Annotated in this window: 25 protein-coding genes and 1 pseudogene; 12 read left to right on the top strand and 14 right to left on the bottom strand. The window is 71.3% G+C overall.

Annotation, left to right across the window (positions count from 1 at the left end; translation table 11 throughout):
* Window positions 1-51 precede the first annotated feature (51 nt).
* The 3 genes from HS109_10455 to HS109_10445 form a co-directional block, all read right to left on the bottom strand.
* Entirely contained in the window at window positions 52-3,159 is a 3,108-nt protein-coding gene (locus HS109_10455; protein ID MBE7522790.1) for a hypothetical protein, read from the bottom strand.
* Between the two features lie 464 nt (window positions 3,160-3,623).
* Window positions 3,624-4,823 carry an ADP-ribosylglycohydrolase family protein gene (locus HS109_10450; GenBank protein ID MBE7522789.1) on the bottom strand — a complete coding sequence of 400 codons (1,200 nt, stop codon included), beginning with the start codon at window positions 4,821-4,823 and terminating at the stop codon, window positions 3,624-3,626.
* A gap of 94 nt (window positions 4,824-4,917) precedes the next feature.
* On the bottom strand, window positions 4,918-5,613 hold the full coding sequence (locus tag HS109_10445) for a hypothetical protein (GenBank protein ID MBE7522788.1): 696 nt from the start codon (window positions 5,611-5,613) through the stop codon (window positions 4,918-4,920).
* Between the two features lie 99 nt (window positions 5,614-5,712).
* Here HS109_10445 and HS109_10440 point away from each other — a divergent pair, with 99 nt between their 5' ends.
* The 5 genes from HS109_10440 to HS109_10420 are packed head-to-tail and all read left to right on the top strand — an operon-like array spanning window position 5,713 to window position 10,298.
* Window positions 5,713-6,594 (top strand): IclR family transcriptional regulator, encoded by an 882-nt coding sequence (locus tag HS109_10440; protein MBE7522787.1) that lies wholly within the window; start codon window positions 5,713-5,715, stop codon window positions 6,592-6,594.
* A 53-nt stretch (window positions 6,595-6,647) separates the two neighbouring features.
* Complete coding sequence (locus HS109_10435) at window positions 6,648-7,421, top strand: ABC transporter permease (protein ID MBE7522786.1); 774 nt, start codon at window positions 6,648-6,650, stop codon at window positions 7,419-7,421.
* A gap of 53 nt (window positions 7,422-7,474) precedes the next feature.
* Window positions 7,475-8,452 carry an ABC transporter substrate-binding protein gene (locus HS109_10430; protein ID MBE7522785.1) on the top strand — a complete coding sequence of 326 codons (978 nt, stop codon included), beginning with the start codon at window positions 7,475-7,477 and terminating at the stop codon, window positions 8,450-8,452.
* Window positions 8,453-8,466: 14 nt separating this feature from the next.
* A complete protein-coding gene (locus tag HS109_10425) occupies window positions 8,467-9,309 on the top strand; it encodes an ABC transporter ATP-binding protein (GenBank protein ID MBE7522784.1) in 843 nt (280 codons plus the stop codon).
* Complete coding sequence (locus HS109_10420; protein ID MBE7522783.1) at window positions 9,306-10,298, top strand: Gfo/Idh/MocA family oxidoreductase; 993 nt, start codon at window positions 9,306-9,308, stop codon at window positions 10,296-10,298. The genes HS109_10425 and HS109_10420 overlap by 4 nt, the downstream gene beginning before the upstream one ends.
* Before the next feature lie 167 nt (window positions 10,299-10,465).
* Here the strand turns inward: HS109_10420 and HS109_10415 are convergent, their stop codons facing one another.
* The 5 genes and pseudogenes from HS109_10415 to HS109_10395 all read right to left on the bottom strand — a co-directional run bounded on the left by HS109_10415 (window position 10,466) and on the right by HS109_10395 (window position 13,351).
* Window positions 10,466-10,615, bottom strand: coding sequence for a hypothetical protein (locus tag HS109_10415; protein ID MBE7522782.1), 150 nt, complete (start codon window positions 10,613-10,615; stop codon window positions 10,466-10,468).
* Window positions 10,612-11,196 (bottom strand): putative toxin-antitoxin system toxin component, PIN family, encoded by a 585-nt coding sequence (locus HS109_10410; GenBank protein MBE7522781.1) that lies wholly within the window; start codon window positions 11,194-11,196, stop codon window positions 10,612-10,614. Before HS109_10410 ends, HS109_10415 begins: the two co-directional genes overlap by 4 nt.
* Window positions 11,184-11,399: pseudogene (locus HS109_10405) on the bottom strand (AbrB/MazE/SpoVT family DNA-binding domain-containing protein). The gene HS109_10410 and the pseudogene HS109_10405 overlap by 13 nt, the downstream one beginning before the upstream one ends.
* 198 nt (window positions 11,400-11,597) lie before the next feature.
* The gene (locus HS109_10400) at window positions 11,598-11,795 is read right to left on the bottom strand and encodes a hypothetical protein (protein ID MBE7522780.1); all 198 of its coding nucleotides are present in this window, start codon (window positions 11,793-11,795) and stop codon (window positions 11,598-11,600) included.
* Window positions 11,796-12,064: 269 nt separating this feature from the next.
* The gene (locus tag HS109_10395; GenBank protein MBE7522779.1) at window positions 12,065-13,351 is read right to left on the bottom strand and encodes a cation:proton antiporter; all 1,287 of its coding nucleotides are present in this window, start codon (window positions 13,349-13,351) and stop codon (window positions 12,065-12,067) included.
* A 113-nt stretch (window positions 13,352-13,464) separates the two neighbouring features.
* Between HS109_10395 and HS109_10390 the strand changes: the two genes are divergently transcribed.
* Window positions 13,465-14,454, top strand: coding sequence for an alpha/beta fold hydrolase (locus HS109_10390; protein ID MBE7522778.1), 990 nt, complete (start codon window positions 13,465-13,467; stop codon window positions 14,452-14,454).
* Between the two features lie 63 nt (window positions 14,455-14,517).
* On the opposite strand, the gene HS109_10385 is transcribed toward HS109_10390, so the two are convergent.
* The 4 genes from HS109_10385 to HS109_10370 form a co-directional block, all read right to left on the bottom strand.
* Window positions 14,518-14,934, bottom strand: a complete 417-nt coding sequence (locus HS109_10385) for a hypothetical protein (protein ID MBE7522777.1) — start codon at window positions 14,932-14,934, stop codon at window positions 14,518-14,520.
* Between the two features lie 120 nt (window positions 14,935-15,054).
* A complete protein-coding gene (locus HS109_10380) occupies window positions 15,055-15,888 on the bottom strand; it encodes a dioxygenase (GenBank protein ID MBE7522776.1) in 834 nt (277 codons plus the stop codon).
* Window positions 15,889-15,930: 42 nt separating this feature from the next.
* Window positions 15,931-16,548, bottom strand: coding sequence for a glutathione transferase GstA (gstA, locus tag HS109_10375; GenBank protein MBE7522775.1), 618 nt, complete (start codon window positions 16,546-16,548; stop codon window positions 15,931-15,933).
* A 102-nt stretch (window positions 16,549-16,650) separates the two neighbouring features.
* The gene (locus tag HS109_10370) at window positions 16,651-17,067 is read right to left on the bottom strand and encodes a DoxX family protein (protein ID MBE7522774.1); all 417 of its coding nucleotides are present in this window, start codon (window positions 17,065-17,067) and stop codon (window positions 16,651-16,653) included.
* 119 nt (window positions 17,068-17,186) lie between these two features.
* Here HS109_10370 and HS109_10365 point away from each other — a divergent pair, with 119 nt between their 5' ends.
* A complete protein-coding gene (locus HS109_10365; protein ID MBE7522773.1) occupies window positions 17,187-18,065 on the top strand; it encodes a LysR family transcriptional regulator in 879 nt (292 codons plus the stop codon).
* A gap of 18 nt (window positions 18,066-18,083) precedes the next feature.
* On the opposite strand, the gene HS109_10360 is transcribed toward HS109_10365, so the two are convergent.
* Window positions 18,084-18,386: an N-acetyltransferase gene (locus HS109_10360; protein MBE7522772.1), complete on the bottom strand. Its 303-nt coding sequence runs from the start codon at window positions 18,384-18,386 to the stop codon at window positions 18,084-18,086.
* Window positions 18,387-18,483: 97 nt separating this feature from the next.
* Here HS109_10360 and HS109_10355 point away from each other — a divergent pair, with 97 nt between their 5' ends.
* Window positions 18,484-19,407, top strand: a complete 924-nt coding sequence (locus HS109_10355) for a sugar kinase (protein ID MBE7522771.1) — start codon at window positions 18,484-18,486, stop codon at window positions 19,405-19,407.
* Window positions 19,408-19,692: 285 nt separating this feature from the next.
* A complete protein-coding gene (locus HS109_10350; GenBank protein MBE7522770.1) occupies window positions 19,693-20,532 on the top strand; it encodes a universal stress protein in 840 nt (279 codons plus the stop codon).
* Window positions 20,533-20,690: 158 nt separating this feature from the next.
* Here the strand turns inward: HS109_10350 and HS109_10345 are convergent, their stop codons facing one another.
* Window positions 20,691-21,788 carry an integron integrase gene (locus tag HS109_10345; protein MBE7522769.1) on the bottom strand — a complete coding sequence of 366 codons (1,098 nt, stop codon included), beginning with the start codon at window positions 21,786-21,788 and terminating at the stop codon, window positions 20,691-20,693.
* 564 nt (window positions 21,789-22,352) lie between these two features.
* Between HS109_10345 and HS109_10340 the strand changes: the two genes are divergently transcribed.
* From HS109_10340 to HS109_10330, 3 genes are read left to right on the top strand one after another with little or no spacing between them, the layout of a single operon-like run.
* Window positions 22,353-22,976 carry a hypothetical protein gene (locus tag HS109_10340; protein MBE7522768.1) on the top strand — a complete coding sequence of 208 codons (624 nt, stop codon included), beginning with the start codon at window positions 22,353-22,355 and terminating at the stop codon, window positions 22,974-22,976.
* 45 nt (window positions 22,977-23,021) lie between these two features.
* The gene (locus HS109_10335; protein MBE7522767.1) at window positions 23,022-23,243 is read left to right on the top strand and encodes a DUF433 domain-containing protein; all 222 of its coding nucleotides are present in this window, start codon (window positions 23,022-23,024) and stop codon (window positions 23,241-23,243) included.
* Window positions 23,244-23,564 (top strand): hypothetical protein, encoded by a 321-nt coding sequence (locus tag HS109_10330; GenBank protein MBE7522766.1) that lies wholly within the window; start codon window positions 23,244-23,246, stop codon window positions 23,562-23,564.
* Window positions 23,565-23,848: the final 284 nt, after the last annotated feature.

The following is a 23,848-nucleotide window of genomic DNA, read 5'->3' as shown; positions in this document are numbered from 1 at the left end:
GGCGCCGATCGCGCCGGGACGTCCTGCGCGAGCGGCGGTCCCGCGCGAGCGTCAGGCGGGAAGCGGAGCGCCCGCGTCGCGCGTCTCGCCGCGACGCCTCGCCGCCGGCTCGCCGGCGCGATCGAGGCCGAGCGCCACGTAGAGGCGGTCGAACTCGTCTTCGCACATCACCGGCAGAAGCGCGCCGCGCGTCGTGATGTTGGTGTGCGGGTGGCCGACGGGCACCGCGCGGCAGAGCGTGCCCGACGGCACGAGCGCGGGCCCGTCGCGCCGCCAGCCGAGCGTGAACGCCGCGGCGAAGTCCGTCGTCGCGTCGAACGCGTCGAGACGGGTTCCGTCGAAGATCATCGCGCGCACGGCCGCGGGCTCGACCCGCTGCTGGGCGACGTAGTGTCCGGGCGATCGCGCGACGAACGCGACGAGGTGAGGCCACAGCGCGGACCAGCTCGCGCCGTCGATGCGGCCCTCGCGGTCGAGGGCGAACGTCACGCCGGCTTGGTCGGCGAGATCGGCGATCGCGACGCGACGCACCACTGAAGTCCCGCCGGCATGTTCGACCCATGGCAGGCGCTGCGTCGGCCAAGACGGCTTGGCGCCGACGATCACGGAGCTGCCGCCGCAGCCGAAGCGCGCCTTGATCACCCAGCGATCGCGCGCGTCGCACAGCTCGTTCCGGGTCGCGACGTCGTCGCCGATCGCGAACGCGTGCGGCGCCGCCTGCTGCAGCACCGCTGCGTCGCCCGCCGACAGGCCGAGGGAGGCGCGCAGCGCGTGCGCGTTGGCCTTGTCGACCGCGTGCAGCTTGTCGTTCTCGCACAGCTCCCGCCCCGGCCAGGCGCTGATCCCCAGCACGCGCCCCTCGAGGAAGGCGCGGGCGAGATCGCGGGTCGCCGTGTCCGGGCAGTCCACCGCGGCCGCCACGTAGTCCATCGAGTCGGTGACGTAGAGGTCGCTCCACACCGCGAACGAGTCGGCGTCGCTGGTGCCTCGGCGCTTCACCAGCGCGAGGTCGCGGTCGCGCACGCGCACGCGACGGCCGAGTTCGAGATCGGCGAAGCCGACGAAGTAGTCGGCGGCGACACCGTAGTGTTCGGTGATGCGTGCGGCGATGCGCGGTCCCTCGATGTCGTTCACCATCCGGCCCGAATAGGGGCCGCTTACGAACGCGAGCGGCACGTGGCCGCGCGGGAATGCGTGCGCGAAGCGCCGGTCGGTCATCCGGTCGGCGAGCCAGTCGACGAAGCTCTCGTACACGTCGTCGACGAGCGCGTCGGGGCGATCGAAGATCCTCCTGCCCTCGAGCCCGAGACCCGCGAGCAGCGCGTGGTTCACCGCCGAGCAGATCCAGTGGCCCTGCGAGCCGCCGTTGTTGACCTCGATCGGCGCGAACCGCGTCGCGAGCGCCGCGGAGCCCGCGTCCGCGACGCCGCCCGGCGGCATGCCCGCGCGCAGCAGCGTGTCGACGCGCAGCCGGTGGAAGCCTGCGCGCATCCGGCTCTCGAACTCCGCCGCCGACGAGGGCAACAGGTGCGCGAGCACGCGCGGATGCCAGCCCTGGGCGAGAGCGTCCCCGAAGATCGCGTCGAGCGGACGGCGCAACGCAGAGGTTTCCTCGGTCGAGGCGGCGAGCGACGCCGTGCGCAACCCCGCGTCGCGCAACGCCCGGGGCAGCACGATCGGCGTGAGGCCCACGCCGATCGGCTTCAGGGCGGTCGCCGGCGCATCCGCGAGCGGCGTCGACCAGTCGGGCGGCGCGACCGCGCGCTTCACGAGGCCCAACCGCGGCACCGCCTCCTCGAGCCGCGCCTCGACCGCCTCCTGGTTCGCGGCGAGCCAGGCGCGCAGATGCGCGAGCTTCTCGTCGAGCGGCGGCAGCGGCGGCGCCGACACGTGCACCGTCGACCCGGTGCGCAGCGGCACGTGGAGCGCGACGAACAGCGCGGCGGCGGCGGCCGCGATCGCGAAGAGCGCGAGCGGTTCGAACCCCGCGTAGCGCACCGCGAGCGCTCCCAGCACGTACGAGGTCGCGTCGATCGCGACGAGCAGGCCGGCGATGCGCTGCCGGCGCCCCTCGGGCACGAGCGCGGCGCGTTCGGCGCGCACCCAGACCAGGAGCGGGGAGAAACTCGCGGCCAGCGCGATCGCGGCGAGCGCGGTGGCGAGCGCCGAGCCGGCGAGGGAGAGCGCCGCCATCGACGCGAGGTACGCGACGAACGCGCAGCGCACCGCGGCAGGCTTGCGCCGGGGATTCGCGGCCCAGCGCGACCACGCGACGAGCAGGAGCGCGGCGGCGATCGACTCGAACGCCTTGTAGTGGGTGAGGAACAGGACATCGGTCGGCGCGAGCCAGGCCGGCAGGCCCGCCGCGGTGCGGCTCGCGAGCAGGAACGGCAGCGCGCCGAAGATCATCGTGACCGGAACGCTCGCGACGAGCAGAAAGCCGGTGAGCGCGCGCGCGCGGCGCGCTCCCGCGAGCCAGCGCCAGGCATCGCGGTCGACGAGCGAGAGCCGCGCAGGCGTGCGCGCGTTCGCGTGGTCGTAGACCGCGCCCAGTCGCGCGGCGGCGATCGCCGCCCCGGCCGCGAGCGCGAAGCCGAGCGCGATCACCGCGAGCGGCGCGTCGAACGCGAGCACGAGCCAGCCTCCGAGCGGCAGCGCGCAACCGGTCGACGCGAGGTCGACGACGCGCACCCGCGCGGGCACGTTCGCGGCGCCCGCCTGCAGCAGCGAGACCGTGCACGCCTCGGTCACGACGTTGCCGAGCGTGATGCCCGCCTGCATCACGACGACCGCGGCGGCGAGGAGCGCGACGGTGAATGCGACGTTGCCGTGCGGCAGGGCGATCGCGGCGGCGAACAGCGCGAAACCCGCCGCGCACAGCGCCTGAGCCAGCGCGAACGACACGCGGCCGCCGATCGCGTGCGCGAGCTGTCCGCCGTAGAGCGACATCGCGAGCCGCACCGCGGCTTCCGCCAGCATCACGAGGCCGGCGAGGTCGATGCGCTTCGTCGTGCTCCAGACGATCCACGGCAGGAGAACCGGCGAGAGCATCGACATCGCGGTGACCGCGAAGCGCAGCGCGTAGAAGCGCGCGAGCGACGAGGCGTGCGCCGGGGGCGCCGGCGCCCGGCCGCGGTGGCGATCGTCGCGGAAGGCCATGATCGGTCAACCGCCGCGGGCGGCGGTCGGGTCCGAAACGAGCGTGAACAGGGGCGTCGGCACGCGTTCCTCGTCGGGGCGACGCGAGCTGTTGCCTACGGCGGCGCTCCGAAATCGATCGCGCCGAAGCCGTCGCGCCGCGCTGCATCCCCCCTGGTCCGGGCGGCGTTCCGCCCATGATGCCGGATTCCGGCGGCCGCGCGCTACAGCCTGTGCAGGACAGCGCGTGGATCTGCGGCGCGTGCCGGGCTACGTGTGCGCTACAGAATGGGCGAGCCCGGATGGGGGAACACTGGATGTTGTGGTCCCGAGGTCACGGAGAGCGCCGCAGCCAACCGGCCGGGAAACGAAGCCCGCTCAGGCGCCGCGGGGCGTCACGGCATGGTCTCGCGTCCGGACGGACGTGCGACCGCGTCGCGGGCCGGCACGACCCGGGAGCGCAACGGGCGATGCGCCGCGATCGCTCAGTGCGGCGGGTAGCGCTCCAGCCACCACGCGGAGGCGTCGGTCGACGGCTGAAACTGCCCGATCGGCCAGGACGGAAACGTCGCGAGGTCGTCGGCGAGCACCCTGAGCGCCTCGACCAGTTCGAGTCCGTTGGTGAGGCGCGACGGAATGGCGTCGATGCCGTGCAGCGCGCCGAGCAGATTGCCCGCGATCGCGCCGGTGGAGTCGCTGTCGCCGTCGTGGTTGACCGCGAGGCGGACGCCGGCGTCGAAATCCTGCGCGGCGAGCGTCGCGTAGACCGCGATCGCGGCGGCCTCCTCGGCGACCCAGCCTTCGCCGAGTCGCCCGACGTACTCGGCCGACGGTGGGCCGGCGGCCGCGAGCTTGCGCGCGTGCTCGACCGCGGCCATGGTTTCCGCGTGACCCGGCCGGCGCACGAGCTGCGCGGCCGCGCGTTCGAGCGCTTGCGGCAATGGCAAGCCGAGCGCGAGCAGCGCGACGAGCGCGGCAACGTAGCCCGCGGCGATCTGGCCGTTCGGGTGGCCGTGCGTGAGCGCGGCGGTGTCCGACCCCAGGTCGAACGCGTGCTTCGCGATGCGGTCGGCCGACATGCCCTCGTGCAGCCGCGCGCACCACAGGCCGACCGGCGCGACGCGCATCACGCCGCCGCACCCCTTGCTCGTGTTGCGCGGCCGCTCGCCGAAGTCCTTGCGCTCGGAGAGCGAGCGCATCACCGTCGCGCCGGGAACGCGCGACGCGAATAGCGCCTTCTCGCCGATGAGCCAGCCGTCGAGCGCGGGCGCGACGCCCGCACGCCCCCGCTGCGTGTGCAGCCAGCGCAGGTACGCGTGGCCGACGATCGCGGGCGCATCGGCCGATCCGGTCGTCGCGCTGCAGGCGTAGGCGCGCAGCAGCCCTTCGGCCGTGAACATCGTCATCTGCGTGTCGTCGGTGATCGCGCCGAAGCGGCCGAACGCCTGCAGGTAGCCGTGCACGCCGCCCGCGCCGAGCTGCTCGCGGATCTCGGCGAGCGACATGAACTCGACCGGCGCGCCGAGCGCGTCTCCGACGGCGCCGCCGATCAGGCAACCGCGCCAGCGCCGCCGCCGCTCGGGCGTGGGCTTCGGCCGGTCGAGCCGCGTCGCGCTGTCGCGCACGGCGGTGCCCGGGACGACGGTCGTCGCGGCGGCGGGGTCGACGGTGGGGCGGGGCTTCATGCGGGCGACGGGGCGTCGTGCGGAGGGCCATCGTAACCCGGAGCCGCGGTCGCGCCATCGAGACACCGCCGAGGGCCCGGCGGCGCCGGGGCGATCAGGCCGCCCAGTCGGTCTTGCAGCGCCAGTTCTGCAGGCGGTAGAGGCCGCGCGGGAGCGGAGAGCGCGCGCCGCATTCGCGCAGCAGGTCGTCCGACAGGACCGCATCGCAGAGCGCGGGAAACGACGACTCGTCGCCCCAGCTCTCGAGCATCAGGATCCAGCGCGGGACCGCGTTGGCTTCGCTCCTGACTTTCTGCTCCTCGGTCTTCACCGCGCTCGCGTCCGCATCGGCGACCATCAGGTGCACGCCGGCGACGTCGCGGCGCCGCGCGACGCCGGGGAGGATCTCGCCGCACATGCGATCGAGGTGCGCGGGCGCCTCGCGTTCGTCGACGTCGTAGCGCCAGGTGGCGACGAGGCCGCCGTGGCCGCGCCCGAAGGTCCCGGCCACGCGGCAGATCGAACGCGATACCGCGCGGAAGTGCCGGACCGCTTCCCGCGTCCAGGGCGTCGGGGCGTTCAACCGCGCCTGGTAGTCCGCGCCGGTGAGCACCTGCGGCGAGACCGCCTCGTACAGGTTGAAGTACTCGAGGTCGGCCGCGAGCGCCACGTAGCGGCGGCCGCGCAGGAACCCGGGAATGCCCACGCGCTCCGGCATGTGCTCCTCGCCGTGCCAGGCGTGGAAGTCCGCGCGACCCTCGGGCGCGATGTCGTGCCAGATCGCCACCGTGCCTTCGCCCGCGAGCGCCATCGGAGTCTCCGGTTGCGGCCGTCCGTCGCGGCCTATCGACAAAACTGGAATTCCGTTCCAGTATAGAACCCGGGTCCCATTTCGTACACTCCCCGACCCATGACGGTCGCCGCGGTCCATCGCTGTCTCGACGTGCTGGAGTGCCTCGCCGGCGCGATCGGCGGGCTCGAACTCCACGACATCGCCGCGCGCGTCGGCTCGCCGAAGAGCGGCGTGCACCGCCTGCTCGCGACGCTCGTCGACCGCGGCTGGGTCGTGCAGGACGCCGACACCGGGCATTACGTCCTCTCGCTCCGTTTCTCGACGCTCGCGTTCCGCGACCTCGACGCGCGCGTGGTCACCGACGTCGCGCAGGAGATCCTCGACACCCTCGCGCGGCGCACGCAGGAGTACTGCAGGCTCGGGGTCGTCGAGGGCGAGACGATCGCCTGGGTCGCGCGCGCGCAGGGCGCGACCGCGGGGCTCCGCTACGACGCCGACATGGGCCAGGAGGTCGCGCTGCATGCCACCGCCACGGGCAAGGCATGGCTCGCGACGCTTCCCGAGGAGGACGCGCTGCGCCTGATCTGTGCGCGCGGTTTCTTCGCGCACCTGCGCCTCGGTCCCCGGGCGCTGTCGACCGTCGAGGGGTTGAAGCGCCAGTTGGCCGCCACGCGCACGCGCGGCTACGCCGTCGCGGTCGAGGAAGCGGAGCCCGGCATCGTCGCGCTCGCGACGACGTTCCGGACCGATCCGCGGCCCGACGCTCCGGTGGCCGGGACGCTGAGCGTGGCCGGTCCGGTGTCGCGGATCACGCCGGAGCGCTATCCGCAGATCCACGCCGCGCTCGCCGAAGGCGCCGCGGCGCTCGAATCGGTGTGGCGCCTGCGCGTGCGCCAGCGCGCCCGTGCGCAGCGCTACGGCCCGAAGCCGGCCCCGAAGCCGGTGAATGCCGCACGCCCGGGCGCGAAGCCCGCCACGCCGCTCAAGGTGCGCGCGTGAGCGCCGGGACCGCATCGCCTTCGGGCGGCTCCGCCGCGGCGCGCCTCGCCGCGCTGTGGTCGCGCCACCGCAACGTGCTCATCACCTTCGCGCTCCTCTTCGCCGGCTGGGAGATCGCGGTGCACGTGTTCCGCGCGCCGCGCTACATCCTGCCGGCCCCGACCGCGGTGTGGGAGGGCTTCCTCTCGCAGCCCGGGCGCATGCTCGCGAACACCTGGGCGACCACGCAGATCATCGTCGTCGGCTACGCGATCGCGGTCGTCGTCAGCATCCCGCTCGCGCTCCTCATCGCGTTCTCGCGTTTCGTTCAGACGACGCTCTACCCGCTGCTCGTGGTGTTCCAGATCATTCCGAAGATCGCGGTGGCGCCGCTGTTCATCGTCTGGTTCGGCTTCGGGTTCATGCCGAAGGTGATGCTCGTGTTCCTGCTGTCGTTCTTTCCGATCGTGATCAGCGCGATCGCCGGCTTCCGTTCGCTCGACGCGGACGTCGAGGACTTCGCGCGCTCGACCGGAGCGGGGGCCTGGCGGATGTTCTTCAAGATCCGGCTCCCGCAGTCGCTGCCCAACATCTTCACCGGACTCAAGGTCGGCGCGGCGATGGCGGCCACCGCCGCGGTCGTCGCGGAGTTCGTCGGCTCCGACTCCGGACTGGGCTACCTGATCCTCGAATACAACGGCTTCATCGAGACCGCGAAGGTGTTCGCGGCGATCATCCTGCTCTCGCTCGCCGGACTCGCGATCTACTACCTGGTGGAGGCGGTGGAGCGGCTCGCCATTCCCTGGCACGTGTCGCAGAAGTCCGACGACGCGACCGGGCCCCGTTGAACCCGAACGACCGTCCGCGAGGACGGAGCACACCACGCAAGGAGGACATGACCGTGACGACCCCCATCCGCCGCCTGCTGCTCGCAGGTCTCTTCGGACTCGTGGCGAGCCCCGCGCTCGCGCTCGACAAGGCGAGCCTGAGACTCAACTGGGTGCTGATCGGCCAGCATCCGGCCTACTACCTCGGACTCGAACGCGGCTACTACCGCGACGAGGGCATCGACCTCACGATCAACGAGGGCCGCGGCTCCGGCGCGGCGGTGCAACTCGTCGCGAACGGCGAGGACACCTTCGGCCTCGCCGACACCGGCGCGGTGATCGCCGGACGCGCGAAGGGCGCGCCGGTGAAGGTGATCATGTCGCTGTTCCGCACCTCGAACCTCTCGGTGACCTGCGCCGCCGATGCGAACGTCAAGAGCCTCAAGGACCTGTACGGCAAGAAGGTCGCGGTCACGGCGGGCGACGCGCTGCACCAGATGTGGCCCGGGCTCGTCGGCGCGAACGGTCTCGACGAGAAGCAGATCACGCTGGTGTTCATGGACCCGGCCGCGAAGCCGGTCGCGGTGCTGCAGGGCAGGACCGAGTGCCTCCTGGGCGGCGTCGACGATCAGGCGGTCACGATCGAAACCCAGGGCCGCAAGGTCAACGTGATCCGGTTCGCCGACAACAAGTTCAACACGCTCACCGTCAGCGTCTTCACCAACGACAAGGTGATCGCCGAGAAGCCCGATCTCGTGCGCCGCTTCGTGCGCGCGACCGAGCGGAGCTGGAAGGCCGCGATGGCCGATCCGGAGGCCGCGATCAAGGCGGCGGCCAGGGCCAAGCCCGGCATCAACGAGACGGCGCTGCGCGCGCAGATGGAGGCGAGCTTCAAGCTGATCCCGCCGCCGGACGGTGCGCAGATGGCGTTCGGCGTGGCGCCCGCGTCGTACTGGGACCAGACGCTCGCGATCCTGACCAGGTATCAGGGCCTGAAGACCGAAGCGAAGGTCGCCGACCACTACGACTACAGCTTCGCGTCGGGCAAGTGAGCGAAGACGTGGCCCTGGCGCGCTCCGGCGCGCCGCCCCGCCGGGCCGCGGCGGCGATCTCGGCCGAGGGCGTCTCCAAGGTGTTCCGTCGCGGGAACACCGAGGTGCGCGCGCTCGACCGGGTCGACCTCGAGGTCGGCGAAGGCGAGTTCATCGCGGTGCTCGGTCCCTCGGGATGCGGCAAGAGCACGCTGATGCGGCTGGTCGCGGGGCTCGTTCCCGCGACGACCGGACGCATCGCGATCTCCGGCGTCCCGGTGCAGGGGCCGCACACCGACCTCGGCATCGTGTTCCAGGCGGCGACGCTGCTCGACTGGCGCACCGTGCTCGGCAACGTGCTGCTGCAGCTCGAACTGCGCGGGCTCGACCCTGCCGCCCACGAGGCCCGCGCCCGCGCGCTGCTTGACGCGGTCGGGCTGGGCGAGTTCGCGAATGCCTTTCCGCGCGAACTCTCAGGCGGCATGAAGCAGCGCGCCGCGATCGTGCGCGCGCTGGTGCACGATCCGGGAATCCTGCTGATGGACGAGCCGTTCGGCGCGCTCGACGCGCTCACGCGCGAGCAGATGCGCATCGACCTCGAGGAACTGTGGCTGTCGAGCCGCAAGACCGTGATGTTCATCACGCACTCGATCGACGAGGCGGTGCTCCTCGCCGACCGCGTGGTGGTGATGTCGCCGCGCCCGGGCCGCATCGAGCGGATCATCGGCATCGACCAGCCGCGCCCGCGCGGCCTCGAGGGCCGGCGCGCGCCGGGCTTCGCCGAGGTGAGCGACCTCATCACCGGCATCTTCCTCGATCGCGGCGTGCTGCACGGCACGCGCGGCGCGTTCTCGCAGAGCCTTCGGGCGGGCGCATGATCCGGGCGGCGCTCCTGGGCGCCGCCCACTGGCACGTGCCGCTGATGCTCGAGGGCTTCGCGTCCGCGGGCATCGCGGTCGCGGGGGTCTGGGATCCCGATCCGGAGCGCGCGCGCCGGCTCGCTGCCGCGCACGATGCTCCTGTGTTCGCGAATCCCGACGCGCTGCTCGACGCCGGCGGACTCGATTGCGCGTTCGTGTCGGGCCCGCATCGCGACATGCCCGTGCTCGCCCGAGCGGTGCTCGCGCGCGGCGTGCCGATGTCGCTCGAGAAGCCGTGCGCCTGCACCGCGGACGAGGTCGCCTCGCTTTCCGCCGAGGCACGCGCGGCCGGCGTGCCGGTGGCCGTGCCGCTGGTGCAGCGTCACGCCGACCTCGGGATGCGCCTGCTGTCGATCGCGCGCGACGATCCGCCGCTCGAATTCGCCGTGCGGTTCATCGCGGGTCCGCCCGATCGCTACGTTCGCTCGGGCAACGCGTGGATGCTCGACCCGGAGGCGAGCGGCGGCGGCGCGGCGATCAACCTCGCCGTGCATTTCGTCGACCTGGCGATCGAGCTCACCGGCAGCGGTGTGGTCGAGGTGTGCGCATCGCTGAGTTCAGCGGGCCACCGGTGCGCGGTCGAGGACCTCGCGGTGCTGACCCTCCTGCACGGCAACGGCGCGCAGTCGAACGTCGTCGTCGGCTACCGATTCCCCGACGCCGCGCCGTGGCGCGAGTTTCGGCTGACGATGGGCGGGCGGCGCACGCGGGTCGAGACCGACGATGCGGGACTCGTCGTGCGCGGCGCCGCGGGCAGCGTGGCGCGCCTGCCGGTTTCGTTCGACACCGACGCGTACTACGCCGACTACGTGCGGCGCTTCGCCGACGACCTGCGGTGCCACCGCGCGCCGCGCGCCGGGCTCGACGAGATGGCGCGCGCGCTCGCGGTGATCGACGCCGGCTACCGTTCAGCCCGGGAGCGGCGGGCGATGCGGGTGGGCGAATGAAGGGGCGGGGATCAGAGGACAGAGGACAGAGGACAGAGGACAGAGGACAGAGGACAGAGGACAGAGGACAGAGGACAGAGGACAGAGGACAGAGGACAGAGGACAGAGGACCGATTCCGCCGCACCGAGTCCGAGGTTCTGGAACCTGTCTTGTGCCTTGCCGAAGATCAGCGCAGGAGTGTCCGGCTGGACTCGTCGGGCAACTCGAGGAACCGCAGGCAGGTGAACTGCTCTTCGCTGTCGTCGTGGCTCATGTCGTCGCCGCGGTTGGCGTCGCAGGGGATCCAGGGGGTCTGGACGAGGGCGGAGGTGTTCATCGCTGCGCCCGGTCGGCGCGCAAGAACTTCCGGCAGAAGGCATCGACGCCGAGCACCGGGCACAGTCCTCGTGTCCGCGCCAGCACCAGCAGATCGCGGTCGCCGGTCACGATGGCCCGCGCGCGGCCCGCAAGGGCCAGATGCAGGAACGGCAGGTCGAACGGATCGCGGCAGGCAGGCGCGGCGGGTGGCGAGTCCGGAATCTGCACGACCTCGACCCAAGGCATGAAGTCGGCGAGCAACTCCTCCCGTTCCTCGGCCGACAGTCGGAACTTCGGGTAGCCGAGCACCCGAACCAATTCCTGCGCCGTGGCCGTACTGGCCAGCGGTGCGAAACGCCCGGATTGCCAGCCCGCGCGCACGCGCGCTGCCGGGCCGCCGCCGAACAACAGCGCCGACAGCACGACGTTGGTGTCCAGCACGACGCGCGGCGGCGACTTCCCGGTCACGCGCGGCGCGCCGGCTTCTTGCGCGGCGCCGGCTTCGCCGCGCGCGGCCCGCCGGTCGCGCAGGCGACGTCCGGCTCCGCCGCCCTGGGTGACGACTTCGCCGCCGTCGCCGATCGAGTCCTGCGCGCCCATTGCACTGCGTCCACGACGTCGGCATCCTCGAGACCCAGCGCCGCCAGCTTGGCCCGCACCGCGTCGCCGCGCTGGATGCGCACCGGGGTCAGCACGATCTGGCCGGCGCGCACCTCGACATCGAAGTACCCGGAGGCGCCGACCGCCTGCACCGCCGACTTGGGCAGCGTCAGCTGGTTTTTCGACGTCAGCTTGGCGAGCATCGCGAATCCTTGAAACAAGGATTCATTACTCTACCGTATCCCGGCGTCGATTGGACCCGCGATCACGCGCCGCGGCTTGGCCGGGTCTGGAACGCGTCGCGCGCCACGCCGAGGATCGGCGCCGGCGCGTCCGACGGCCGGTCCGGATCTTCCACAAAGCGTGGCGCCGCGCCGAGTCTCCAGCGGGCGAGGCCCCGGTCAGCGCGTGCCTGCTCCGGCCGGATCGGGCGGCGACGGATGCGCGAGTTCGTAGGCGTCGATCAGCGCGACGAGTTCGTCGAAGCGCCGGCCGGACGGCGTGTCCGGGTCGCAGAGCATCAGGGCGTCGAGTTCCTCGAGCGCGGACAGGTACTGGCGCGGGCTGGTGATCGTCCTGGGGTCGAGCGCGTGCGGCATGGCGGGGATCTCCTGGTCGGGACGCCCGCGGGACTCCGGACGGTGGTACGTCAGGGGAGGAGCCGCACCCTCGTCCGGAGCCGCGGACGATGCCTCGATCCTGCGTCGCCGCGGGCGTGAGCGCCTTCGACCGTTCGGCCGAGGCGCCCTTCGCCGCACCTCGGTCAGCGTAGCCGTCGCCGCCACCGCTGGCGGCAGGACATCCCCGCGTCGTCCTGTCGGACGGTGCCTACAGGTGCGCGAGTACGCCCCGAGGGAGAGTCCGTGCGTCAGACCCGAGGTCCCGCGTCCGGCGCAACGTCGGGCGCCGGAAGGTCGGTCGCGGGCGATGAGCGCGGCGCCGGAACGCCCGCATGGCGCCGATCGACCGCGCTCGCGAGCGCGTTCTTGCGCCCGTCGCGGTCCTGGTGCGCGAGCGCGACGAGCGAACTCGTGGCGAGCACCGTCAGCATCAGCACGCCGATCGGGAACGCGGCGAGCGCGCCGCCCTCGTTCGCGGCGAGGAACAGGAGCACGGTGATGAGCCCGCGCGGCGCGATCCACGTGAGCGGGGCCGCGTCGCCGATGCGGAGCAGCCGCAACAGGCCGCGGCGCGAGACGAACACGAATCCGACCACCGCGGCGGCGATCGCCCACGCGAGCGGATTGCGCAGCAGGTGCTCGACGTCGGTCCAGTAGCCCAGCAGCAGGAAGAAGAACGCCTTGGCCGCGAACGTGAGTTCGGCGACGAGTCCCTTGAACTCGCGCACCGTCTCGTCGTAGTCGGGACTGTGCACGCGCTTCAGACGCGGCACGACGTCGAGCAGGTGCGGATTGCCGATGACGAGCCCCGCCACCAGCACGAAGATGAGCGGGGAGAGGTGCAGCTCCTTGCCGATCGCGTAGAGGCAGACGAGTCCGGCGAGGAGCGGCAGGAAGCGGACGTGGCCCTCGGCCTTGTTGATGAGCACGTAGAGCGCGACCGACGCGACGAGCGCGACGGCGATCGACAACGCTCCACCGCCGAAGAGGTCGACCGCGAACGTCGACAGGCTGCCGCGCGAGGTCACCGCCGCATAGAACACCAGCACGCCGAGGATGTCCGAGAACGAACTCTCGTAGATCACGAACTCGCGCGGCGCCGCGGCGAGTCCCGCCGCGCTCGGAATCGCGACGGCGGAGGAAATCACGGCGAACGGGACGGCGGCGGTCAGGGCCACCGGATACGAAAGGCCGAGCACCTGCGCGAAGAGCAGCGTGAACGCGCCGGCGCACACGACGATGCCCAGGAACGACGAGAGCGCGGCGAGCCCGATGACGCGCTTGCGGTCCGCGGTCACCTCGAGGTCGAGCGCGCCCTCGAGCACGATCAGGATCAGTCCGATCGTGCCGAGGATCGGCACGATCTCGTCCATGTGGTCGAGCTCCATGCCCGCGTGATGGAGCACCTGGCGCATCGCGAGCCCGGTCAGGATCAGCAGCACGACCGAGGGGAGGCGGAAGCGCCGCCCGAGCGTGTCGAGCAGGTAGGCGGCGAGCAGCATGCCCGAGGCGAGCAGGATCGAGGTGTTGGTCACGGTATCGGTTCGTCGGCCGGCCGATGCGACGGCGGGCGGAGATGGCGGACGGCCGCGCTATCCTACCCGCGCCCGGGGAACTTCGTGCCGCTGCGGGCGCTCTCAACCCGGCCATGCCCTCCCGCTTCCGACCCGGCCGCCGAACCGCGCTCTCGACGCTCGCCCTCGTCGTGCTCTTCGGGGCCGGTTGCGCGGCGCTCGCGAGCAAGGAGCGTGAGCTCACGTTCCGCCCGGTGCGCGAGACCTCGGGCTGGTTCCAGGGCCTGCCGCAGGACGTCCGCGAGTTCTACCTGCCGGTGTCCGATGCGCCGGGTGCGGAGCGCCTGTTCACCTGGTACTGGCCGAACGACAACCCGGCCGCGCCGACGCTCCTCTACCTGCACGGGGTGCGCTGGAACCTCACAGCGCACCTGCGCCGCATCGAGAATCTCCGCAGCTTCGGATTCTCGGTGCTCGCCATCGACTACCGCGGATTCGGCAAGAGCGACGGCGAGTTGCCGTCCGAGGAGAGCGTCTACGAGGACGCGGCGGTCGCGTGGCGCTGGATCGTCGCGCGCGAGCGCGACCCCGCCAAACGGTTCGTGTACGGGCACTCGCTCGGCACCGCGGTCGCGACGCAACTCGCGATCGGCGAGGCGGCGCGCGATGGGCTGGGCGGGCTCGTCATCGAGGGCGGCTTCACGTCGCTTCCGGCGATGGCGAACGCGCTCGCGCCGTCGTGGCTGCCGATCGACTGGCTGATCACGCAGAAATTCGACACGGTCGCGAAGATCGGCAAGGTGCCCGCGCCGGTGCTGATCGTGCACGGGACCGGCGACCTCATGGTGCCGCATCGCTTCTCGGAGGCGCTCTTCGCGGCGGCGAGCGATCCCAAGCGCCTCGTGCTCGTCGAGGGCGGAGGCCACTACAACACGTCGTGGGTCGGTTCGGCCGAGTACCGCCAGGCGATCGCCGAACTCTTCGGCGTGCCCGCCCGCGCGGCGGCGAGCATCGCTGCGCCATCGGTGAAGCGCGGTCCGGCGAGGAGCGCGGCGACGATGCCGAAGCCGGTCACGTCGACGTCCGCTGCCGTCATTTCCGGCGCGGAAGCCGCGCTGCCGTGATCGCCGCTCGCGGCGCCACGCGCGCGTCGGCGCGGGCGCCCGCTGACGCGCGGCGCGCGCTGCTCAGGGTAACTGGATCTTGCCGCCGCCCGGCAACCCTCCGCCGGTCAACCCACCCATGCCGCCCAGTCCGGCGCCCGCCTGCGGAATCACGAGACCGGTCTGCTGCTGGCGGCGGATGTCGGCGAGTTCCTTCATCGTGCGGTCCAGCGCGGCCTTGGCAGCGGCGCCGTAGCCCTTCACCGCGTCGGCGAGCGAGGCCGCCTCGATCTCGAAGCTGATCGGCAGCGCGCCGACCTGCGTCATGATCTGCGCCTCGCCGGTGTAGATCTTCGGGCGCGACGGATCGTCCTTGCCGCTCGCGTCGACCGGCACGAGCACGCGGATCGTGCCGAAGCGGCGGTCGGTGTAGATCTCCTCGCGCGCGAGCGAGGATGCGTCCATCTGGATGTCGTCGGTGCGATCGTTCGGGCTGGCCATGGCGGTCACGGGCGCGGTCGGCGCCCCGGAAGGGACAAACGGCGAGTGTACCGCGGCGTCGATCGGCGTCCGCCGGTCGCCGCCGACGCCGGCGCTGCGCCGTCGCCGGTCGCAAGCGAATCACATCGCCGCGGAAACCGGCGCGACACGCACCGCGTCGCGCGCACCGAACGCGTAGGCGTCCATCGAGAGCGCGGGTCCGTCGAAGCCTTCGTAGACGCGTTCCGCCAGGGCGTCGCGTCCTGCCGCGCCCCAGGCGACGAAGATCGGCAGGAAATGCTCCTCGGACGGGTGGGCGCGCGCGCCGCCGGGAGCGCGCTCCCGATAGGCGAGGAGCGCGTCGTCGTCGTGCTTCGCGAGCGTGTCATGGAGCCAGGACGCGAACGACGCCGCGTACGGCAGCGGTTCATTCGCGCCACGATGTCCGATCCAGTCGCGCAGGTTGTGGGTGACGTGGCCCGAGCCCACGACGAGCACGCCATCATGCGCGAGCGGCGTGAGCGCGCGGCCGAGCGCGAGGTGGTGCGAGGTGTCGCGCCCCGGCTGCACCGCGAGTTGCGCGACGGGGACGTCGTGATGCGGATACATGTGCATCATCGGCACCCATGCCCCGTGGTCGAGGCCGCGACAGCCGTCCTGCCCCGCGGTGATGCCCGTGCCCTTCAGCAGTTCGACGACGCGAGCCGCGAGTTGCGGTGCGCCGGGCGCCGGATAGCGCAGCCGGTAGAGCGCATCGGGAAACCCGCCGAAATCGTGGATGGTCTGCGGCTTCGCGTTCGCCGTGACCATCGGCATGTCGGTTTCCCAGTGCGCCGACACCATCAGGACCGCGCGCGGCCGCGGCAACGCCTGCGCGATCGCCCGCCACGCCGCGCCCGCGTCGCCGGGCTCCACCGCGCGCATCGGCGAGCCGTGCGAGAGGAAGAGCGTCGGCAGCAGCGGGACGGCGGGCATGGCGCGCGCGACCGGCGCGCATGGCGCCGGCCGGCCCGTACGTTACGCGGGTTCCTTCACGCCGCGCTCCGCCGCGAGCGCGGCGACGACGGACGGACGCTCGGCGACCTTCTTCATCCAGGCCTGGAGCTTCGGGAATGCCGACAGGTCGACCTTGAGGTAACCCGCCCAGTGGGTGACCGTGTAGAGATACATGTCGGCGATCGTGAATTCGTCGCCGGTGAGGTAGGGGCTCTTCGCGAGCTGCGCCTCGACGATCGCGTAACGTTGGTGCAGCCGCTGCTTGAACGTGTCGATCGCCTTCTCGCCGTACGCGTCGGCGTGCCAGAGCGGGCCGAAGGTCTTGTGGATCTCGGTCGCGATGAAGCCCAGCCACTCGTTCAGCTTGTAGCGCTCGATCGTGCCGTACACGGGAGCGATGGCGCCCGGCTTGCGGTCGGCGATGTACTGCAGGATCACGTGCGCTTCGGAGAGCGGCGTGCCGTCGTCGAGCACCAGGTACGGTACGTAGCCCTTGGCATTGACGGTGTAGTAGTCGGTGCCGTCGGGGAGCTTGTGCGCGCGCAGGTCGACCTTGACGGTCTCCGCGGCGATGCCGGCTTCCTTGAGCGCGACGTGGGGCGCGAACGAGCAGGCGCCGGGAGAGAAGTAGAGTTTCATGCGGTCATCCTCGGAGAGTCGTGGATCGGAACGGAACTACGTCGAACGTCGTGCGCCGCCGGGAGCGGCGCTGCCGGAGAGGGTTGCGCGGTCGTGTCGGCGTCAGGCGGTCGCGAGCCGGCCGTCGGTCGCCTCGGCGCGAAGGGCGTAGCGACCGCCGCCCAGGAGCGCGAGGGCGATCGCGGTGAGGCCGAGGAACGCCGAATACTCCCAGCCGCCGCCGGCCGCGCTGAACATCCAGCCGTTGGGGATGTGCGGGAGCGCCGAGCCGAACAGGATCGGGGCGATCGCGGCGGCGAAGAGTCGCGTGCGCCATCCGACGACGATCGCGATGCCCGCGACGAGTTCGGCGGCGATCACGACATAGGCGAGCGGGCCGGGCAGCCCGATCTTCTCGAAGAACGCGGCGGTGCCGGCGGGTGTGAAGACCACGAGCTTGAGCAGGCCGTGGGCGAGGAGCACCGCGCCCAGCGTCAGGCGCAGCACCAGCGCGGCGAGGTCGATTCGGCGATCTTGCATGGTGACTCCTGTGGGTGAGCGGTCTGGGTGGACGCCGCACTCGAATCATATTGCCAGCAAATGACGGGATAAATATTCGAAATATTGATAGATTGTTGAGCAATATGCAATAATAAGCCGTGGACCGGTTCCAAAGCATTGCCGCGTTCGTCTCGGTCATCGAGAACGGCAGCTTCGCCCGGGCCGCGGAGAAGCTCGGCCAGTCCGTGTCGGCCGTGTCGCGGCGCGTCGCCGAACTCGAGGAACACCTCGACGCACGCCTGTTGAATCGCACCACGCGGCGGCTGTCGCTGACCGAAACCGGGCGGGCCTTCCACGAGCGCGCGGTGCAATTGCTCGCGGACCTGGAGGAGGCCGAGCAGGGCGCGAGTGCGGGCGGCGTCACGCCGCGCGGCACGCTCAAGCTCACCGCGCCGATCACCTACGGCATCCGCGTGCTCGCGCCGATCGTCGCGGCGTTCGCCGCGAAGTACGACCAGGTGCGCGTCGACGTCGACCTGTCGGACCGGGTCGTGGATCTGGTCGACGAGGGCTTCGACCTCGCGGTGCGCATCGGCGAGATCCGCAGCCAGTTCCTCGTCGCGCGGCGCATCGGCGCGACCTCGCTCGTGTGCTGCGCGGCGCCCTCCTATCTCGAACGCCACGGCACGCCGCGCACGCCCGACGACCTCGCGCGCCACTCGTGCCTGACCTACGAGTACGCCGCTACGCGTCACCAGTGGCGGTTCATCGGCGCCGACGGCGGCGACAAGGTCGTGCGCATCGGCGGCCCGCTGCACGCGAACAACGGCCGGATGCTCGGCGCGCTCGCGATCGAGGGCGCCGGCATCGTCTGCGAGCCCGACTTCATCCTCGCGCCGGACCTCGAGCGCGGCGCGCTCGTGCCGATCCTCACGGACTGGACGCTGCCGTCGATCGCCATCCATGCCGCCTATCCGTCGCGGCGGCACCTGTCGGCGAAGGTTCGCGCCTTCGTCGACTTCCTCGCCGGCGCGTGACGCCGGAGTGGCGGCGGTTCAGACCTCCTGGCCCGGCGCGAGCAGCGGCTGCGTCTCGGGATGGCGCTTCATGTACGCGCGCACGTACGAGCAGTACGGCGCGATCCGCAGATCCTCGGCCTTCGCCCAGTCGAGCGCGGCGGCGACGAGCCTGCCCGCGATCCCCCGGCCTTCGAGCGCCTTCGGCACCTCGGTGTGGTGGAGCTGCAGCACGTTGCCGACGCGGCGGTACTCGCAGCGCGCGAGCGCGCCGTCCTGGACCACCTCGAAACGCCGGGCGGCGGTGTTGTGGACGATGTCGATCGGGGGAGGTGTGGTCATGACGGGGCTTCCGGAAATGCGCGACGGGCGATCCGCCGGCGCGTGTGGTCGGCCGGGGCCGTAAACTCGCGGGGTCTCCCGATTCTACGTCGACGCCATGGATGTCGTCTGCCTCGGCCACGCCGCGCTCGATCGCGTCTACACGGTGGACGCGATTCCGTCGACGCCGACCAAGGTGCGGGCGAGCGCGTTCCGCGAGGTCGGAGGTGGCATGGCCGCGAACGCGGCCTGCGCGATCGCTCGACTCGGCGGTCGCGTTGCGTTCTGGGGGCGGGCGGGGGACGACGCCGCGGGCGCCGCGATGGCGAAGGAGTTCGCGTCCTACGGTGTCGACGCGAGCGCGTTCCGGCGGCTCCCCGGCTGCCGTTCGTCGCAGTCGGCGATCGTGGTCGACGCGCGCGGCGAGCGGCTCATCGTCTCCCACTACGGCGACGTGCCCGACGACGCATCGTGGCTGCCGCTCGCGCAGTTGCGCGACGCGCGCGCGGTGCTCGCCGACGTGCGCTGGCCTGCCGGCGCGCGCGCCCTGTTCGGCGCGGCGCGCGAAGCCGGCGTTCCGCGCGTGCTCGACGCCGACGTCGCGGACGGCGTGGTGATCGACGAACTCATGCGGCTCGCCGACCACGTCGTCTTCTCCGAACCGGGGCTCGCGCGCTGGGCGTCGCTGTCATCCGGCGCGGGAGAGGCGGAACTCCGCGCGGCGTTCGAACGCGCCTGGCGCGCGATGCGCGCAGGCGGCGCCGCACGCGCCTGCGCGGTCACGCTCGGCGAGCGCGGTTCCTGGTGGCTCACAGACGAGGGCCCGCTGCACCTGCCCGCACCGCCGATCCAGGCGGTCGACACGCTGGCCGCCGGCGACGTCTTCCACGGCGCCTACGCGCTTGCGATCGCGGAGGGCCGCGACGTCGCGTCGGCGGCGCGCTTCGCCACGCTCGCCGCGGCGATCAAGTGCACGCGCACCGGCGGACGCGCCGGCTGTCCGACGCGGGCCGAGGTGGCGGCGCTCGCCGCACGCGGATGATCCCCCGCGTGGGCGGCAGCGCGTTCCGCGACGCGCACGCTACCGGCCGCGGCGGCATTCACGAGGCGGCGCTTTCCGCGACCTCGCGACCCGTGCCTGTACCTGGATGCCGGTTGCCCGGCCGGGCCGGTCGACTACGGACTCCGGCGCCACGGAGCGCAGTCGTGTACCCAGGGGTCCGACGCGCTTCGCTCCCCCATTCGCATCGGAGTTGACGCGGGTTAACCCCGGGTAGTGCCGCATGGGTGCACACTCTGGCCATCCTTCTTCCGTCGGGAGCTCGCGATGACCTACCGCTCGATCTTCGTCCACGTCGACGACTCCACGCAGTCCGGCCAACGCCTCGATGTGGCCGTGCGCCTGGCGCGGCGCTATCCGGCCGAGATCCTCGGCACCTACGTCGTGTCGACGCGCGACCTCGGCGTGACCGAGGCTGCGCTGATGCCTCCCGAGATCGTCGCGTCGCACCGCGCCTCGGCGCTGAAGGCGCAGGAGGACGCGGAGGCGCGCTTCCGCGCCGCGATGGGCAAGGGCGGAGTCTCCGCATCGACGTGGATGGCGCCGGCGGGAGACGCGATCGAGTCCGCCGTGGTCCGCGCGCGCTACGCGGACCTCGCCATCGTCGGTCAGCCGGCGCCGAGGAACCCGGACACGGGCTTCCAGACCGAACTCGCCAACGCGATCGTGATGGAATCCGGCCGGCCGGTGCTCATGGTCCCCTACATCGGCGCGGGCGGCACGCTGGGCGAACGCGTGATGATCGCGTGGAAGGACTCGCGCGAATCGGCGCGCGCCGTCGCCGACGCGCTGCCCTTCCTCAAGGACGCGAAGGAGGTGCTCGCGGTCGCCGTCACGCCGCGCGCCGACGAGACGGTGCAGGAGTTCATCTCGGACAAGGCGGTCGAGGGTTTCCTGCGCCGCCACGGCGTCAATGCGACGGTGAAGCGTTCGACCGCGCAGGACATCGCCGCGGGCGAGTACCTGCTGTCGCGCGCCGCCGACTTCGGCGCCGACATGATCGTGATGGGCGGCTACAGCCGCCCGCGCCTGTCGCGCCTCATCTGGGGGGGCGTGACCGCGACGATGCTCGATTCGATGACCGTGCCGGTGCTCATGGCGCACTGAAGGCCCGCGCGGCTGTCTGCGGGAGCCTCGCGCGCCGCATGGACCGCGCGGGCGCGGATCGTGCCGCGAGCGCAGGGCATCGCCGAATCGCGGCATCTGCCGGGCGCGGCGATGGCCGGTGCCTCGACCGCGGGGCTGCAGGGTTCTTTCACAGCTTCTCAGTCCTGGCGCGCGTCGATCGGGCTCACGACACCGCGCCCGCCGCGGTTCAGCACATGCGTGTAGATCATCGTCGTCGACACGTCGCGATGGCCGAGCAGTTCCTGCACCGTCCGGATGTCGTAGCCCGACTCGAGGAGGTGCGTCGCGAACGCGTGCCGCAGCGTGTGCGCGGTCGCGGGCTTGGCGATGCCCGCCGCACGCGCCGCACGCTTGATCGCGCGTCCCAGGCCGTCCTCGTGCACGTGGTGCCGGCGCACGATGCCCGAACGCGGATCGCGTGACGGCGTGCGCGCCGGGAACACCCAGAACCAGCCCCAGGCCTCTCCCGCCTTCGGATACTTGCGGTCGAGCGCGAACGGCAGCTCGACGCCCGGAGCGCCTTCGGCGCGATCCTGCGACCACAGCTCGCGGGCGCGCGAGGCCTGCTCCGCGAGTTCGTCCGCGAGCGAACCGGGCACCATCGTCACGCGGTCGCGTCCGCCCTTGCCCTGGCGCACGGTGATCTCGCGCCGGCGGAGGTCGAGATCCTTCACGCGCAGGCGCAGGCCCTCCATCAGGCGCATGCCGGTGCCGTAGAGCAGGCGGGCCATCAGCCGGTGGTCGCCGTCGACGTGCGCGAGCAGCCTTCGCGTCTCCTCGCGCGACAGCACGACCGGCAGGCGGCGCGGCGTCTTCGGCCGCTCGATCTCGCCGAGCCACGGCAACTCGACGCAAAGCACGTCGCGGTAGAGGAACAGCAGCGCCGAGAGCGCCTGCTGGTGCGTCGACGCGGACACGCTGCGCTCGATCGCGAGATGCGACAGGAACGCGACGACTTCCTCCGCGCCCATCTCGGTTGGATGCCGCAACCGGTGGAAGCGCACGAAGCGCCGCACCCACTCGACGTACGCCTGCTCGGTGCGGTAGCTGTAGTGCCGGTAGCGGATCGCGTCGCGAACCTGGTCGAGGAGGCGGGGGCGTGCGGGCGGGGCCGCGGCAGGAGGCGGTGCCACGGCGGGAGGTAGTGCCACGGCGGCGCGCGGCGAAAAGGCGGGACCTGGCGCCCGGGCGGGGCGCGGCTGGCCGCGATCGTACGTATCGTCTCGCCCGGCCATATCGGAAGGCTGGAATCGTGTCGGGACGGGGGGTTGTCCGTTGACCGCCTCCGATTGTCCGGCGCAGACTAACCGGGTACACATCATCCAAACGACCTACTTTGCGTTAGGGCGCGAGAATCGTTGCATATCGCGCTCGATCACACGTGTTCGCGAGTTCGCCCGCGCGGCGAGCGTCAGCGCGATGGTGCTGTAGCGAACGGCGACCGCTTGCCGCGCCACGGTGCCTCCGGTCCAGGCCGCACCCCGACCGCTCCGGCACGCCAACGGCGCTCGTAGTCATCCGCGTCGTGGCCTCGCGATCACCAGAGCTCGCCCCCATGCAGGTCCCGCGCGGCGGCGCGCCGGTGGCTTCGGGTGGCATCACACCACGCGGTGGCGCGCGGGTCCGGTCGTCGGTCGTGCATTGCGAAGGGAAAGCCTTCGGTGCACGATGTCGCCGTGCAACTATCGCGCCCTAACAGGGTGGTCAACCGGACGCGCCGGTACGCGGCTTCTTCCTCGTTCGCGTCGGTGGCGGCGCGCCGGTCACCTTGAGCGTTCGGCGTCTTGAGGCCTGAAGTGGTGAGCGACGATTACCTGTCGATCAAGGACCTTGCGAAGCGCTTGGGGATGGACCGTTCCCATGCGCGTCGCTATGTCATGAAGCTCGGCTATTCGTTCCACAAGCGGCGGACTCCTGATTCGGGAAGCCAGTTGACGCTCTGCGTGACGAACGCCGAGGCTGACGAAATCGTGTCACTGAGAGCGGATAAGGGTTTTACCGCATCGACGGTGGTCGCCATCTCTGATGTTGGCGTTTTCTATGTCATTCAGCTCGTGCCGGACCTTGACCCGAAAAGGTTGAAGCTCGGGTTCGCAGAGAGCTTGGAGCAGAGACTATCGCAGCACCGGACTGCAGCTCCAACTGCGCGTGTGCTGCGTGCATGGCCATGCAAGCGCCCATGGGAATTGACAGCGATTGACGCCCTTACACGCGAAGGGTGCCGGCTGATACTTAACGAGGTTTTCGAGTGCGACGCTCTGGATACTTTGGTCAAGCGGGGCGACGCTTTCTTCAGCATGCTTCCGGCGCCCGATGTCCGAGCACCGCTTGCGAGCGCTTCGCCGTTGAACGCGACCACTCATGATGGCGAAGACGCCGAACAATCCGCTGCAGCGGACGCGCCGCAAGCGGCGCGCCGCTGAACGGAAACATTAGCTGTCCTGCCGCGGGAGTGCTAGGATTGCCGGATGATCGATTGGTCCTCCTGCTCGGCCGTCGAGCGCGATGTTGATCGCGTTAGCGGGGCGTGGGTGTTTCGTGGTACGCGCGTGCCCGTATCGGCCCTGTTCGAGAATCTCGAGGACGGTGTGTCGGCCAGCCAGTTTGTTGAGCTCTTTCCAGGCGTATCGCTAGATCAGGTACGGGCGGTCCTCGAGCACGCCGCGCGTAGTGCACTCGCTCCGGTCTGAGTGCGAGTCCTTTTCGATCAAGGTACACCGGCTCCGTTGCGTGAATCGCTGCGGCGGCACGACGTATCGACGGCCTATGAGCGCGGCTGGTCGAAGCTGACGAACGGCGAGCTGCTCGACGCGGCTGAACGGGAGGGCTTCGAGGTCTTCGTTACCACGGATGCCCGACTTCGATACCAGCAGAATCTGGCAGGTCGAAGGATCGCAATCGTATGTTTGCTTTCGACGAGTTGGCCCCGGATTCAGCGCGTCGCCGTTGGTGTCGCGGAAACGATTGCCGGCTGCGAGCCCGGCAGCTATGTCGAGGTTCGCATTCCCTGACGACGGCTAACCTGCCGGTCAACCGGACGCGCCGAGATGCGACTTGAGTTTTGGCGACGACCGGTGCGGCGCGCCGGTTACCTGTCACGTTAGGGCGCGAGAATCGTTGCATATCGCGCTCGATCACACGTGTTCGCGAGTTCGCCCGCGCGGCGAGCGTCGGCGCGATGGAGCTGTAGCGAACGGTGACCGCTTGCCGCGCCACGGTGCCTCCGATCCAGGCCGCACCCCGGCCGCTCCGGCACGCCAACGGCGCTCGTAGTCATCCGCGTCGTGGCCTCGCA

This window comes from Burkholderiales bacterium (assembly GCA_015075645.1).
Classification (GTDB): Bacteria; Pseudomonadota; Gammaproteobacteria; order Burkholderiales; family Casimicrobiaceae; genus VBCG01.
The sequence above is the reverse complement of the archived record's forward strand: the minus strand, read 5'-3'. Positions and strand labels throughout refer to the sequence as shown.

What these genes read in the sequence shown, in the direction of transcription:
- HS109_10455 (MBE7522790.1), bottom strand. Translation starts at nt 3,159, where the DNA reads ATGGCCTTCCGCGACGATCGCCACCGCGGCCGGGCGCCGGCGCCCCCG.
- HS109_10450 (MBE7522789.1), bottom strand. Translation starts at nt 4,823, where the DNA reads ATGAAGCCCCGCCCCACCGTCGACCCCGCCGCCGCGACGACCGTCGTC.
- HS109_10445 (MBE7522788.1), bottom strand. Translation starts at nt 5,613, where the DNA reads ATGGCGCTCGCGGGCGAAGGCACGGTGGCGATCTGGCACGACATCGCG.
- HS109_10440 (MBE7522787.1), top strand. Translation starts at nt 5,713, where the DNA reads ATGACGGTCGCCGCGGTCCATCGCTGTCTCGACGTGCTGGAGTGCCTC.
- HS109_10420 (MBE7522783.1), top strand. Translation starts at nt 9,306, where the DNA reads ATGATCCGGGCGGCGCTCCTGGGCGCCGCCCACTGGCACGTGCCGCTG.
- HS109_10415 (MBE7522782.1), bottom strand. Translation starts at nt 10,615, where the DNA reads ATGAACACCTCCGCCCTCGTCCAGACCCCCTGGATCCCCTGCGACGCC.
- HS109_10410 (MBE7522781.1), bottom strand. Translation starts at nt 11,196, where the DNA reads ATGGGCGCGCAGGACTCGATCGGCGACGGCGGCGAAGTCGTCACCCAG.
- HS109_10400 (MBE7522780.1), bottom strand. Translation starts at nt 11,795, where the DNA reads ATGCCGCACGCGCTCGACCCCAGGACGATCACCAGCCCGCGCCAGTAC.
- HS109_10390 (MBE7522778.1), top strand. Translation starts at nt 13,465, where the DNA reads ATGCCCTCCCGCTTCCGACCCGGCCGCCGAACCGCGCTCTCGACGCTC.
- HS109_10385 (MBE7522777.1), bottom strand. Translation starts at nt 14,934, where the DNA reads ATGGCCAGCCCGAACGATCGCACCGACGACATCCAGATGGACGCATCC.
- HS109_10380 (MBE7522776.1), bottom strand. Translation starts at nt 15,888, where the DNA reads ATGCCCGCCGTCCCGCTGCTGCCGACGCTCTTCCTCTCGCACGGCTCG.
- gstA (MBE7522775.1), bottom strand. Translation starts at nt 16,548, where the DNA reads ATGAAACTCTACTTCTCTCCCGGCGCCTGCTCGTTCGCGCCCCACGTC.
- HS109_10370 (MBE7522774.1), bottom strand. Translation starts at nt 17,067, where the DNA reads ATGCAAGATCGCCGAATCGACCTCGCCGCGCTGGTGCTGCGCCTGACG.
- HS109_10360 (MBE7522772.1), bottom strand. Translation starts at nt 18,386, where the DNA reads ATGACCACACCTCCCCCGATCGACATCGTCCACAACACCGCCGCCCGG.
- HS109_10355 (MBE7522771.1), top strand. Translation starts at nt 18,484, where the DNA reads ATGGATGTCGTCTGCCTCGGCCACGCCGCGCTCGATCGCGTCTACACG.
- HS109_10350 (MBE7522770.1), top strand. Translation starts at nt 19,693, where the DNA reads ATGACCTACCGCTCGATCTTCGTCCACGTCGACGACTCCACGCAGTCC.
- HS109_10345 (MBE7522769.1), bottom strand. Translation starts at nt 21,788, where the DNA reads ATGGCCGGGCGAGACGATACGTACGATCGCGGCCAGCCGCGCCCCGCC.
- HS109_10335 (MBE7522767.1), top strand. Translation starts at nt 23,022, where the DNA reads ATGATCGATTGGTCCTCCTGCTCGGCCGTCGAGCGCGATGTTGATCGC.